Genomic DNA, 13,476 nt, shown 5'->3' with positions numbered 1-13,476 from the left:
AACTGATACCAATCGAAAAGGAGAAGCTATGTTAGGCAAACTAACCAAATTCGGTCTGGCGGCAGTTGTGGCGGGAACGATGACCATGGGCGCAGCATTTGCGCAGGACGGCAAGCCGGTGAAAATCGGCTGGGCACCCTGGTCGGATGCCGAATTCGTCACCAAACTCGCCAAGAAGCTGATCGAAGACAATCTCGGCCAGAAGGTTGAGCTGGTTCAGACGGACGTGGCCCCACTTTATCAAGGCGTGAGCCGTGGCGATATCGACGCCATGATGATGGCCTGGCTGCCGGAAACGCATGCCGACTATTACAAGCGCATTGAAGGCAAAGTCGAGAACCTTGGCCCGCTCTATGAAGGGGCCAAGCTTGGCTGGATCGTTCCGGCTTACATTCCGGAGAGCGAAATCAGCTCTATCGAAGATCTGAAGAAGCCGGAAGTTCGCGAGAAGCTGAAGGGTGAAATTCAGGGGATCGATCCGGGTGCAGGCCTCACTCGTCTATCGCAGGAAGCGATCAAGAAATACGGGCTGGACTACAAGCTCAACATTTCGAGTGAAGCGGCCATGTTGACGACGGTTGATCGTGCCACGCGCTCTGATGGCTGGTTCGTGGCAACGTCGTGGAGCCCACATTGGATGTTCGGCAAGTACAAGCTGCGTTACATTGCCGATCCTGAAGGCGCACTCGGCGGTGCCGAACATATCGACGCCATCGCGCGCAAGGGCTTCAAGGAAGACAATCCGAAGGTTGCTTCGCTGCTGACCAAGATGAGCATTCCGATCAGCGAGCTTGAAGCTGCGATGTTCGATGCGCAGGAAACGTCCTATGAGAAGGCCGTCGATAAATATATCGCGGATCATCCGGACCGCATCAAGGAATGGCTGGCTGAGTAACCAGCTTAGTAAGAAAGCCCCGGTTCTCCGGGGCTTTTTCATATCCTATCCTCTTCGAGCAATCAGAATCCCCGATATTACGGTGATACCACCCAGAGCCTGCAACATACCGATGGGTTCCGACAGGATAGTCCAGGCAAGAAATGCCGCGACGACGGGTTGTAGAAGCAGGGTGAGTGACGAAAACGATGCCGGAAGATAGGCGAGGGCATAAGCAATCATGCTCTGGCCTGCGGCATGGGTTACCCATGCGAGGCCGGCAAGAATAAGCCAGCCATAGAGCGTGGCAGGCAGTATCTGACCTTCCATAAAATACGCAACCGGCAGCGAAAAGACGGCGGCAGTTGCGCTGCTCCACAGCATGATGCGCATGGTGGAAAAGCGGCTGCGCAAGCGGCCAACCGAAAGGATGTAACCGGCATAGAAGACTGCGGCCAGAAGCGCCATCGCATCGCCGGATGATTGGGACTGGAGAAGCTCGCCCGGTCCACCCTTTAGCACGACGACGCCAATGACAGCGACGGCAAGGCCGATCATGAAGGACGTGCTCACGCGCGATTTGAAAAGCAGCCATGCGCCCAAGGTCACGAAAATCGGCGCTATATTGGCAAGCAGCGTGGCATTTGCAACGGATGTCATGTGCAGCGACAAGTGCCAGGCACCCAGATCGAAAGCGATGAACAGGCCGGGCAGGGCGAGGCGTAGGCAGTCTGACAAAGTGAGTGGCGCTGCATCTTTCTCGTCGCGCCGCTCGCGGCCATCCATGAGCACCAGCGGTAAAACTGCCAGTGCAAGACGCCAGAAGCCTGTTGCCAGCGGACCTAACTCGGAAAGTCGGACGAAGATCGGCGAACTGCCGATAGCGATGCCGCCAACGATCAGGGCAGTCATCGCCAGACGTTGCGCATTGGTGGGGGCGGGGCTTGCGGCGGTGGTATGCGACATTTTCAAACTCAAAGTTACGCCGAAATTGTTCCGCTGCCCGCGCAATGCACGCAGCTAAGGAACGACTGTCGGCTTTGGACTGAACTGGTCATGGAGAAAGGCGAGTACATTTCTTCCACTATCCACGTTCTGAATATTGTCGTTCATGTCGCAAAAGAATGGGAATGGAGAAAATTTTGCCCGCGACATTGATATGACGCGGGCTTGCTTATTCCTCTTTGAGGGAGGCGTCCAGCATTGGGTTATGGCAGAAACCGGAAATTTCATCACGTTTCTGTTCAATAGATCGCAAATTCCATGAAAAAGCGCCCTCGACGGACGCTCTTTCAATTATCATCGAGAATAGGGCGAATAGCACTGTCTGCGCGGCCCATTATAGGGCTGGAATGTATTGTCGGAGGAGCGATATGACCGGTAACGGTTATAGCACCACTGTACATGCGCGTTTGACATCCGCGGCGCGCGGTAAACAGGGCGAGGCTGGCTTATTGCGCCGCCAATGATCGCACCTGCACCGAACGCTGCCAATGGATACCACCACCCATCGCTATGGCGACGATAGCCGTGGCGATAATGCCGATAGCCACGATGTCCGTTCCAACGTCCCGGCCGGTTGGGTCTGTGGCCATCATAGTGACGCGGCGGGCGGCGATGGTCGCGCACCTGTTCGACATTCTGGTTGATGGCCGGGCGGTCCAGATTCATAGGGGCAGCCATCGTCGGCGCGATGGACGTTGCTCCAAAGATCACGGCGAACGCCCCGACACAGCCCTGTTTGAAGATATTCACGTGCAACCCTCCGTCTTAGATGATGAGGGTAAACGCTTGAAATATCGATTTGTTCCCGCTTTTCTATGAGCCCAAAAGCCGGGCTTGCACAGTTCCGGGCGGATTAGACAATTCGCAAAATGAAAGGGAGCAGGCTCCTCCCCAAGAACCTGCTCCCCAATGCATCGCCCCCCGCCATAGGTGGTGCGATGCTTACCTCTCGTGGCTTTTGCCATGTCTGAATTCAGCGTGTCAGACCTTATCTTCGAGTGCAGCATTTAGCAACTTCAACGCGCGTTCTTTTGTCAATTCAATCGGGTTGCCGCCAGCAGTTGGATCGACGATGGCCATCTCGGCAATCAGGTCCTTCCGGGCGTCGTCCATTTCGAGACCCTTGATGAATTCAGGGAGTGTGTTGGGGACCCCCAGATCGCTCCGTAATTTCATGATGGCGGCCAAAAACCCATCAAAACCGCCCTTGATGTCGAGATAATCGGCAAGCCGTTCTATACGCTTTTCGATGGCAGATCGGTTCTGAAGCAGGACATAGGGCATGAAAACCGCATTCGTCATGCCATGATGGGTATCGTAGAGAGCGCCGATGGGATGCGACAGCGAATGAATCGCGCCGAGCCCTTTTTGGAAGGCTGTTGCACCCATCGCGGCCGCCGCCATCATGTTTGCCCGCGCTTCAATATTCTTGCCATCGGCATAGGCGGTGGGAAGGTTTTCAAAAACCAGACGGATACCTTCCACCGCGATGCCATCAGCCATCGGATGAAATCCCGGAGCGCAATAGGCTTCAAGGCAGTGCGCCAGCGCATCCATGCCTGTACCTGCGGTGATGAAGGGCGGCATTCCGGTGGAAAGCTCGGGATCGGCAATGACTGTGACCGGCAGCATCTTCGGGTGGAAAATGACCTTCTTGGTATGGGTCGCTTCGTTGGTCAAAACGCCTGCGCGGCCAACTTCCGATCCGGTGCCAGCAGTGGTGGGCACGGCAATGATCGGTGCAATTGCTTTGCTGTCGGCGCGGGTCCACCAGTCACCAATGTCTTCGAAATCCCAGACCTGTCGCGTCTGTCCTGCCTGGAAGGCGATCAGCTTGCCAAGATCCAGCGCCGAGCCGCCGCCGAAGGCGATGACGCCGTCATGCTTGCCGCTTTTGAAGACCTCAACGCCCGCATAGAGATTGCTTTCGACCGGGTTCGGCTTCACGTCGGAGAAAACCCCATGTTTCACACCGGCTTCGTTCAGAATAGCAAGCGTGGACGCCACCACAGGAAGTTTCGCCAAGCCGGGGTCAGTCACAAAGAGCGGGTTCTGAATGCCGGCGGCCTTGAGGACAGCAGGCAATTCCTTGATGCGGCCTGGGCCAAAAAGCACGGTGGTGGGGAAATTCCATTTGGCAGTCAAAGTGGTCATGTCGATTGCTTTCCAGAAATTCAATTCAGATCAGATTTTCTCACGCAGGTGGAAGGATTTCGGCCGCGTGAGATTGCCGTAGCCGATGGATGACAGGGCAGCGCCCTTGCCAGTGTCTTTCACCCCGGTCCAAACAAGTGCGGGATCGAGATAATCACAACGGTTCATGAAAACCGTGCCCGTTTCGATACGGTCGCCGAGAGTAGCGGCGTGGTCCGTGTCTGCCGTCCAGAGCGAAGCTGTCAGGCCATAGATACTGTCGTTCATCAGCGCGAGGGCTTCCTCGTCGTTGCGCACTTTCATGATACCGACGATGGGGCCAAAGCTTTCTTCACGCATGACACTCATCTGGTGATCGACATTGGTGAGCACTTCCGGCGCGACATAGGGAGAACCTGCGCGATCATCCTCGACACTCATACTGACGTGAGCTTTCGCACCCTTGCGCAAGGCTTCCGCTTTCTGCTCGCGGATAAGATCGGCAAAGCGCGCCTGTGCCATTGGGCCGAGCGTCGTTGAACTATCCAGCGGATTGCCGACCACATATTGCTTCGTCAGGTCGATGAATCCGTCGACGAAGCGGTCATAGACTGCTTCATGAACATAGATGCGCTCGATCCCGCAGCAGCACTGGCCGGAATTGAAAAAAGCACCATCGACCAGATTGGCGACGGCATGGTCCAGATTGACATCAGGAAGCACAAAGGCTGGGTCCTTGCCGCCGAGCTCCAGCCCGAGTGTCATGAAGGTGCCTGCAGCTGCCTTTTCGATGGCGCGACCCCCGCCGACCGAGCCAGTGAAATTCACGTGGTCGATCGTGCCGGATGCGAGCAGCTTTTCCGTCGATGCGTGATCGAGAACGATGTTCTGGAAAACACCCCTTGGCAGCCCGGCCTTCTCGAACGCTTTTGCAAAGCGTTCACCGGCCAGAAGCGTCTGGGTTGCGTGCTTGAGGATCACGGTGTTCCCGGCCATAAGTGCGGGAATGATCGTGTTCACCGCCGTGAGATAAGGATAATTCCACGGCGCAATCACCAAAACAACGCCGAGCGGCACGTGCTTCACATACCGACGGAAACCATCCTTCTGTGTGGGCACATAAGGTTTCAGCGCCTCTTCGGCGATGTCGATCATATATTGACCGCGTTCCTGCACGCCGCCGTTCTCGCCGCCATAACGCGTTGGTCGTCCCATCTGCCATGCGATTTCGGGGATAATTTCGTCCTGCATTCCGGCGAGCGCATCCAGCGCGGCCCGGCAATAGCTTGCGCGCTCATTGATACTCAGCTGAGCCCAGCCGATTTGCGCGTCGCGTGCAGCCGCCACCACTGAGGCGATTGCAGCCTCGCTTAAAAAAGGACGCTCGGCATAAACCGAGCCGTCTATCGGAGAGATGATCTTGGCCGTGCCGCTCATCTGCAATTTCCTTTGAAGTCTGGCATTGCGTTATTCATTTCGGGATCGGTCGCGCGGGTCAATAGCGCTCGAACCCGCGATGCAGCTCCCAGTCGGTTACGCGCCGATCATATTCGATCTGTTCCCAATGGGCGGTGTGGACGTAGTGGTTGACGACCGCTTCCCCGAGAGCCTCCTTGAGGAACGCGGAGTTTTTGAGCGCCTGTGCGGCTTCGCGCAGCGTATACGGAATTTCCTTCAGTTTTACCGCACTATAGGCATCGCCGACGAAGGGCTCGTCGAGTTCCAGTTGTTCATCGATGCCCTGCAGGCCCGATGCGATGAGCGCTGCAAAAGCCAGATATGGATTGAGGTCAGCGCCGCCGATGCGGCATTCGATGCGAATGCCTTTCGTGCCTTCTCCACACAGGCGAAAGCCCGCTGTGCGATTATCCTGACTCCACATGATTTTCGTCGGTGCAAAGGTGCCTGCCTGAAAGCGCTTGTAGGAATTAATATAGGGCGCCAGGAAATAGGTATAGTCGGTGGCGTATTTGAGCTGTCCGGCCACCCAGGAACGCATAAGCGGCGTCATGGTATAGGGCGCTTTCGGATCGAAAAAGAGCGGCTCCTTGCCGTCGGCGCTCCAGATGGAATTGTGCACATGGCTGGAGCTTCCAGCCTTGCCGTAATCGTATTTTGCCATGAAGGTGATGCACTTTCCATGTGCCTCGGCGATTTCCTTCATTGCGTTCTTCATGATGACATGGCGATCCGCCATTTCGAGCGCTTCGGCATAGCGCACATTCAGCTCTTCCTGTCCCGGACCCCATTCGCCCTTGGAGTTTTCTACCGGAATGCCTGCTGCCGCGAGCTGGTTGCGCATTGCACGCAGGACCGGCTCCTCCTTGGTGGTCAGGTGGATGACATAATCCTGCACATAAGGCGAAGCCGTTTCCATATCCTGCCAGTGCTTGGCGCGGGCCGTCTTGTAAGTCTCGTCGAAGAGGTAGAATTCAAGCTCGGACGCGAAATAAGCGCGGTAGCCGCGCTCGTGCAGGCGTGCGAGCTGCTTCTTGAGGATAGCACGCGGGGAATGCGCCAGATCCTGATGATCGTGGTGATCGAGCACGTCGCAAAGCACGATGGCGGTCTTTTCCAGCCATGTGGCGACGCGCAGGGTCGAAAGGTCTGGTTTGATGACAAAATCACCATAACCCTTGTCCCATCCGGCGGCCTCATAGCCCGGCACCGGCTCCATATCGATATCGTCGGCAAGGAGATAGTTGCAGCCATGGGTCTCGTCGTAACCAGATTCCACGAAGAACTGTCCGTAGAAGCGTTTGCCGATCAGGCGTCCCTGCATGTCCACAAAACATGCGAGCACCGTATCGATTTCATCGTTTGCAACGGCTCGTTTCAATGCATCGAAAGTCAACTGTTCGGCCATTTATGCTCGCTCCAGAACGGAAAAAAGTGATGGACGCGGCACAGTGTGCCGCGTCCAAAATTCTCATGCGTAGCGGTAAGGTGCGCCCGCACCTCGCATGGTTTCTTGATATTTTTTCAGGATCGCGACGACTTTGGCGTTGCGTTCGCTCTTCTGCGCGATGTCGTCCCAGAATTCCTGTGCAGCATCTTCAATCTGCTTCCATTCCGATTCCGGAATAGTCGTCAGTTCCAGCTTTCCGCCGGTGGTGCGATAATGAGCCTCGCCCCACCAGTACCAGTGTTGGCGGTAATAGTGCGACGAATCCATCGCCAGCTTGAACAGGGTCTTCAGGTGATCCGGCACGGCTTCCCATTTCTCGGTATTCGCGAAGTAGGAACCAGCCCATGCACCGTTGATGTTGTTGGTCAGATAGTACTTGTTGATGTCTGCCCAGCCGACCGTATAGGCCTCGGTCGCGCCACACCACGCAACGCCGTCGAGCTCGCCGGTCTGGATTGCGACTTCGATATCCTCCCATGGCAGCGTGACTGGCACGACGCCGAATTTGGTCAGGAAGCGCCCGCCGGTCGGGAAGGTGAAGACCCGAAGCCCCTGCAGGTCAGCAACGCTGCGGATCGGTTTGGTGGTCACGAAATTGCAGGGGTCCCAGGAACCGGCGCTGAGCCAGGTAACCCCCGGAATTTCCTTGTAGGCTTCTTCCCAGATTTCATTGAGCCCATACCAGTTGAACAAGGCTGGTACATCGAGGCTGTAGCGTGATGCGAAGGGGAAGTAAGCCCCGAACACTGCGACATCGACGGGAGACGCCATGGAGTCGTCGTCGCTTTGCGCAGCGTCGATTGTGCCGGACTGAACAGCACGGAACAGCTCGCCCTGCGGCACGAGCTGGTCGGCAGTATAAAGTTCAATCACCATATCGCCATTGGCAGCCTTGTTGAAGGCGTCGATAGACGGCTTGATGACGTGCTCTGCAAGTGCCGGACCTGCATAGGTCTGGAGCCGCCATTTGATCGGGCTTTGTGCCCTGACATACGGCGTTGCAAGTGTGCTTGCACCCAGCGCGCCGACGGTCGTCAGCCCGGTCTTCTTGAGAAAATCGCGTTTGTTAAGCTTGCTATTCTCACTCATGCCCATTCTCCCACTCTTGTTTGAGTTCACCCTTTATATGTCCGGCCTGGCCCTTCGGGCTCTTGTCACCGGCTTATGCGTATTCTCCCGTAATTATCGTCATCGTCCGGTGTACCAGTTGGGCAACCACATCGCGATCTGTGGAAAGATCATCAAGATGATGATGGTCAGCACCATGAGGAAGAAGAACGGCACGATTGAACGATAGATATCTATCAATGTGACTTCCTTTGGTGCCAAGGCTCGCATCATGAACAGATTGTACCCGAAAGGCGGCGTGATATATGCGATCTGGCAGGTGATCGTGTAGAGCACGCCGAACCAGATGGCGTTAAAGCCAAGGCTCTTGACCAGCGGTATGTAAAGCGGCGCCACAATGACTAGCATTGCTGTGTCATCAAGGAACATGCCCAAGATGATGAACGAAAACAGCATCAACACGAGGATCGTCCATGGCGACAGATCGAAAGTATGGAGCAATATGCTTTCGATGGCTTTCACCGCCCCGAGACCGTCATAGACCGACGAGAAGCAAAGCGCGGCCAGAATGATCCAGAGGAACATGCAAGTGACCGTGAGGCTGTTCCGTGTCGTGGTTTCCCAGACAGTCTTGTTGAGGCGCCCGGTGAAAAGTGCGGCAAGTGTCGCGAGCAACGCGCCGACGGCGGAGCTTTCCACAAGGCTGGTAACGCCCGAGAGGAACAAGCCCATCATTGCGCCAAACACGACGAGCGGCAGAATGCCTGCGCGCAGCGTGACAAAACGATCGTGCCAAGTGATTTTGTCCAGTTCTTCTTTCGGCAGTGTCGGCCCGAGTTCAGGCTGGAAACGGCAGCGTATATAGATATAAATCGCAAAGAGTGCGGCCATGAGAAGACCGGGGCCTATGCCCGCGAGCCAGAGCTGCAAGACCGGCTGCCGGGCAATCATCGCATAGAGAACGAGCACCACGCTTGGCGGAATGAGAATGCCGAGCGAGCTGCCAGCCTGAATGACGCCCGTTACCATAACCTTGTTGTAGCCACGCTTGAGAAGCTCCGGCAGGGCTACGGTCGCGCCGATGGCCATGCCCGCAACACTCAGGCCGTTCATGCAGGAAATGATGACCATCAGGCCGATCGTACCCAGTGCCAGACCGCCGCGAATGCCGCCGAACCACACGTGGAACATGCGATAGAGATTGCTGGCAATGCCCGATTCCGAGAGCATGTAACCCATGAAGACGAAGAAGGGTACCGTGATAAGCGGATACCAGTTCAATACCGCAAAAGTGGCATTATACGGCATCTCGAACGAGCCTTTGCCCCAAAGCAGGAGAGCGGCGAGCGAGCCGACAAAACCGATCACGCCAAATACGCGCTGCCCGGTCATGAGCAGCACCATCATGGTTGCAAACATGAAGAGCGTTATGAATTCCGAACTCATATGTGATGCCCTTCCTCAATGGCAGGACCCGCGATGGTGCTGATCGGCTTTCCACGCAGGGAGGCCCAATCCTTGAAGAAATTGGAGACGCATTGCAGCAACAGCAGGAAAATACCGACAGTCATGATGAGCTTGATCGGCCATAGAAGCGGAGCCCAAGCGGTATAGTTTTTCTGGTTGTAAACGATGGCGTAGTTGGTCGATGAAATTCCGCCCGCGACCATCACGCCGAGATAGAAGATGATGAACAGGATGGTGATCATGTCGGTGATCATTTTCCTGCGCGGTGAAAGACGGTCGAAGAACAAGTCCATACGTACATGCGCGCCTTGCTGCATGGCGTAGGCGCCGCCGAGCAGATAATAGGCGGAGAGCAGAAACTGGGACATTTCCAGGACCCAGTTGACCGGCACGCCGAGAACTACGCGTGAAAAAGTCGAATATAGAAGGCAGGCGCCGAGCACGAAGAAGAGATACATCGCAAAGCGCCCGACATAGTAATTCACTGCATCAACATATTTGACGAACAGTCTGATCGGCTTCGGCATTTCCGGCTCCTTCAGGCTTTCTGTTCCGTGTTGTGGGGGCCAATTGCTTTCGCAATGTCCTTCAATATCGTCGCAAGTTTTTCGGCCCAGCCTGCCTGCGCCGGACTATCGGCAATCTCATTGTTGCGAAGTTCGATCATCACGCAGGGCGCATTGCGCGGGCGGGCGTGCCGCTCCAGTGTGTAATAGACGCGGTCGGCTGGCGAGTAGGGTTCGTTCACGCCGACATTGAGGTTCAGGTCTTTCTGCAGCGCGGCAACAAGCGGTTTGCCAATCCGGTCATCTTCATCGTGAATGATACCGATCTGCCAGGGGCGGGGGACGTCGCGATAAATGGGCGTAAATGAATGGATCGTCACGATCCACGATGGCAATCCACTTCGCGCGCGCTCTGCAATTACGTGTTCGACAGCAGTGTGGAATGGACGATGTGAAAGATCGATGCGCGCCAGGCGTTCCATGGAACCGAGAGCGTGGTTTCCGGGAACCACGGTTGTCTCGCTGATTTCCGGAATGAGATCGTGAGCGTCGAGAGGACGATTGCAATCGATCAACAGTCGCGAAAGCTGGCTTTCGACGAGAGGCGCGTTAAGAGACGTAGCGAGATGCCTTGCGACTTCCACCGCGCCGGGGTCCCAGGCGATATGTGCCCGCAATGCATCGGCGTTCAGTCCGAGCCCGTCGAAAGTCTCGGGAATGAAATTGGATGCGTGTTCGCAGACAAAGAGATAGGGACTTTCCCCATCCTTGTTAAAGACAGAAACAGGCTCGCACGAAGCCGTGCGATGTTCTCGCTCGTCCGTCATTCTGTTTGTTCCCCGCGCTGTAACTTATGTTACGTTTTTTCCAATTATGCGCTATTGCGGATTATTTGATACGTCCTATGATTATTTGTCAAACACAATTTCGCCCAAATTCAAAACGGGCGTTCGGGAACGGAAAGTGCTGTGCCGGTGCATGCAAGCGTTGCGGAGCTGATTAATGAGCGGATCGATACAATGCCGGCGGGCGAACGCAGTGCCGCACAGACGCTGATCGCCAATTACCCGATGCTAGGGCTAAAGACCGTCGCGGAGTTTTCTGCTTTGGCCGGTGTCAGCTCCCCGACGATCTTGCGCTTTGTCAACAGGCTCGGGTTTCAGAGCTATCCTGATTTTCAGGCGCGATTACAGGATGAGCTCGCAGCCCAGCTGCAATCGCCGCACCATCGCAACGAACAGCCGGGAACAGGGCCAGATACGGCCTATCCGGCGGTGGAGCATACGCTGGAGAATATCCGTGAAAGCTTTCGGCATCTCGGTGCAAAGCAGCTGCGGCAGGCCGTGTCGGCTTTGAGCGACGCCAAGGGTAATGTCTATCTGATTGGCGGGCGCTTCACTGATCCCATTGCGCAGTATATGGCGGCGCATATGACCGTCATTCGTCCGCATGTCTTTCATCTGGGTGGACAGGAGAGCGTGTGGCGTGACCGTCTCCTCGATATGGGAAAGCGCGACGTTCTGGTGGTTTTCGATATTCGTCGTTATCAGGACAGCCTTTTGAAACTCTCTGAGAAGGCGCGGGCGCGAGGGGTGGAAGTCATCCTTGTGACCGACCAGTGGCTTTCGCCGATTGCACGTGTGGCCAGGCATGTTCTGGCCGGGCGTACAGCCGTGCCGTCAGCCTGGGATTCGTCGGCGGCGCTTTTTGTGCTGGCAGAAACGGTCATTCGCGAAATGACCAGAATGCTGGAAAAGGACAGCGCGGCCCGCATTGCGGAACTTGAAGGGCTACGTTGACACGAGGTTTCAGTGCGCAGTTTATTCCAGTCCACAGGCACGCAAGAACAGCGTTGAAACTTCCTTCTCGATCCGCTCAATGTCGAGCGGTTCGTCCTTGTCGAGTTCCATCATGCTGCGGACCTGTGCTTCAAAGTCAGCATAATGCTGGGTAACAGCCCATATATGCATTTGAAACAGTAGGGGATCGACAGGCTTGATGCGGCCGTCATCCACCCATGACTGAATAAGTTTCACCGCATTATGAGTCGCAGAGACATGTTTTTTCCAATGGCGGCTCAGATATGGAGCGCCATTGGCAATTTCGGTGGTGAAAAGGCGTGAAGCCTTGGGGCTCTTCTGGCTATATTCGAGCTTCGCACGGATATATTGGCGGATCACCTTGGCAGGGTCGTCCTCGGTATTGGCCCCGAGGAATATGTCTTCCCATTCTTCGAGGATATAGACGATGATATCCTCATAAAGCTCTTCCTTGCTCGAAATATAGTAGTGCAGTTGCGGCTTGGTGAGGCCAGCGCGGTGCGCAATGCCCTGCGTTGATGCCCCCGCAAGGCCTTTTTCGGCAAATTCGTCAATCGCAGCAGCTCGTATCGCGCCGAGAATGCGCCGCCTGCGTCCGAGAACCTTGTCCCGTCCGGTCAGTTCGGTGTCGTCATTCTCGTCGCCGTTGCTCATCTATACCTGCTGCGATTGAGGAGGGGTTATTGGCCCAGCTTCTTCTTGATGTCGAGCCCTGCACCCTTGTTTACGAAGGCATCGGTCGCGACCTTGCTCATGTCGAGTTCGTCGCCGCTGACGATCCCAGCCTTGCGGGCGAGTTCGTAGAACGCCTTGACGCGATCCATCGAGATTGCGCCAATTCCCTTTTCAAGTGTGTCGCCGCTATCGATGAGCTGAAGGTTCTTGATCCGCTCCAGTTCCGCATCGAGCGTTTCCTTGCTCATGTCCGGGTTATCTTTCAGGATCAATTCGTAGGCTTTGCTGCGGTCACCGTAGAGGAAATTGGTCCAGCCCTCGACGGAAGCGCTGACGAAGCGCTGTACCAGATCGGGGTTCTTTTCGATCAGATCCTGGCGGGTTTCGATCGTGTTGCCGTAAGTGCTGTAGCCGTAGTCGGCGAGGAGATAGGTCGTAACCTTAGCGCCTTCCTTTTCAGCATAGATCGGCTCGGCGGTCGCATAGGCCTGCTGCACGACTTTCTTGTCGTTGAGGAACTGGGCGAGGCTATAGCCATAAGGGCGCAGCTGTTCGTCCTTGAAGCCAAAGTCCTTGACGAGCCATGGCCAGAACGAGAACTGGCCATCCTTCGAAATCAGGATCGTTTCGGCATTGGTCAGATCCTTGAAATCCTTGTACGCACCTTCGTGTGCCATCAATGCCTGCGGGTCTTTCTGGTAGAACGCGGCAACAACCGTCGTCGGCACACCGTTGGCGACGTTGTTGAACGACAGAAGCAGGTTTCCGGTCAGCAGGAAGTCGAGGCGGCCTGCCGCAAGCATTGGGCGATTGTTGACCTGGGGTCCGCCCATTTCGATTTGCACGTCGAGGCCGTATTTCTCATAGGTGCCGTCGGCAAGGGCTTGATAGAATCCGCCGTGACCTGCTTGAGCGAGCCAGTTGGTGCCGAGCGTCACCTTGTCGAGTGCATAGGCCATCTGTGCGGAAAGGCCCATGGAAAGTGCGGCTAGCGCCGCAACCAGTGTCTTTTTCATTTGG

13 protein-coding genes are annotated in these 13,476 nt (G+C 55.8%); 2 read left to right on the top strand and 11 right to left on the bottom strand.

Annotated features, from left to right (window positions below; translation table 11 throughout):
* Window positions 1–28 precede the first annotated feature (28 nt).
* Entirely contained in the window at window positions 29–895 is an 867-nt protein-coding gene (locus MKS82_RS21195; protein ID WP_109986399.1) for a glycine betaine ABC transporter substrate-binding protein, read from the top strand.
* 45 nt (window positions 896–940) lie between these two features.
* Here MKS82_RS21195 and MKS82_RS21190 read toward each other — a convergent pair whose 3' ends face one another.
* From MKS82_RS21190 to MKS82_RS21150, 9 genes are all read right to left on the bottom strand, one after another.
* The gene (locus tag MKS82_RS21190) at window positions 941–1,840 is read right to left on the bottom strand and encodes a DMT family transporter (protein ID WP_109986400.1); all 900 of its coding nucleotides are present in this window, start codon (window positions 1,838–1,840) and stop codon (window positions 941–943) included.
* A 333-nt stretch (window positions 1,841–2,173) separates the two neighbouring features.
* Window positions 2,174–2,557, bottom strand: coding sequence for a BA14K family protein (locus MKS82_RS21185; protein ID WP_445558101.1), 384 nt, complete (start codon window positions 2,555–2,557; stop codon window positions 2,174–2,176).
* A gap of 303 nt (window positions 2,558–2,860) precedes the next feature.
* Window positions 2,861–4,033: an iron-containing alcohol dehydrogenase gene (locus MKS82_RS21180; RefSeq protein WP_109986631.1), complete on the bottom strand. Its 1,173-nt coding sequence runs from the start codon at window positions 4,031–4,033 to the stop codon at window positions 2,861–2,863.
* Window positions 4,034–4,063: 30 nt separating this feature from the next.
* The gene (locus MKS82_RS21175) at window positions 4,064–5,449 is read right to left on the bottom strand and encodes an aldehyde dehydrogenase family protein (RefSeq protein ID WP_109986403.1); all 1,386 of its coding nucleotides are present in this window, start codon (window positions 5,447–5,449) and stop codon (window positions 4,064–4,066) included.
* 58 nt (window positions 5,450–5,507) lie between these two features.
* Window positions 5,508–6,878: a glutamine synthetase family protein gene (locus MKS82_RS21170; RefSeq protein WP_109986404.1), complete on the bottom strand. Its 1,371-nt coding sequence runs from the start codon at window positions 6,876–6,878 to the stop codon at window positions 5,508–5,510.
* Between the two features lie 63 nt (window positions 6,879–6,941).
* Window positions 6,942–8,009: a TRAP transporter substrate-binding protein gene (locus MKS82_RS21165; protein ID WP_240579212.1), complete on the bottom strand. Its 1,068-nt coding sequence runs from the start codon at window positions 8,007–8,009 to the stop codon at window positions 6,942–6,944.
* A 99-nt stretch (window positions 8,010–8,108) separates the two neighbouring features.
* A complete protein-coding gene (locus MKS82_RS21160; RefSeq protein ID WP_109986406.1) occupies window positions 8,109–9,434 on the bottom strand; it encodes a TRAP transporter large permease in 1,326 nt (441 codons plus the stop codon).
* Window positions 9,431–9,982: a TRAP transporter small permease subunit gene (locus MKS82_RS21155; RefSeq protein WP_109986407.1), complete on the bottom strand. Its 552-nt coding sequence runs from the start codon at window positions 9,980–9,982 to the stop codon at window positions 9,431–9,433. The genes MKS82_RS21160 and MKS82_RS21155 overlap by 4 nt, the downstream gene beginning before the upstream one ends.
* A gap of 11 nt (window positions 9,983–9,993) precedes the next feature.
* Complete coding sequence (locus MKS82_RS21150; RefSeq protein WP_109986408.1) at window positions 9,994–10,788, bottom strand: N-formylglutamate amidohydrolase; 795 nt, start codon at window positions 10,786–10,788, stop codon at window positions 9,994–9,996.
* Between the two features lie 192 nt (window positions 10,789–10,980).
* Here MKS82_RS21150 and MKS82_RS21145 point away from each other — a divergent pair, with 192 nt between their 5' ends.
* Complete coding sequence (locus MKS82_RS21145) at window positions 10,981–11,760, top strand: MurR/RpiR family transcriptional regulator (RefSeq protein ID WP_240579498.1); 780 nt, start codon at window positions 10,981–10,983, stop codon at window positions 11,758–11,760.
* Window positions 11,761–11,781: 21 nt separating this feature from the next.
* Here MKS82_RS21145 and MKS82_RS21140 read toward each other — a convergent pair whose 3' ends face one another.
* Window positions 11,782–12,435, bottom strand: coding sequence for a TetR family transcriptional regulator C-terminal domain-containing protein (locus tag MKS82_RS21140; protein ID WP_109986409.1), 654 nt, complete (start codon window positions 12,433–12,435; stop codon window positions 11,782–11,784).
* A 26-nt stretch (window positions 12,436–12,461) separates the two neighbouring features.
* Window positions 12,462–13,472 (bottom strand): ABC transporter substrate-binding protein, encoded by a 1,011-nt coding sequence (locus tag MKS82_RS21135; protein WP_109986410.1) that lies wholly within the window; start codon window positions 13,470–13,472, stop codon window positions 12,462–12,464.
* Window positions 13,473–13,476: the final 4 nt, after the last annotated feature.

This window comes from Ochrobactrum sp. A-1 (assembly GCF_022488005.1).
In the GTDB taxonomy this organism is placed as follows: Bacteria; Pseudomonadota; Alphaproteobacteria; order Rhizobiales; family Rhizobiaceae; genus Brucella.
This window is presented reverse-complemented; position numbering and strand designations above follow the sequence as displayed.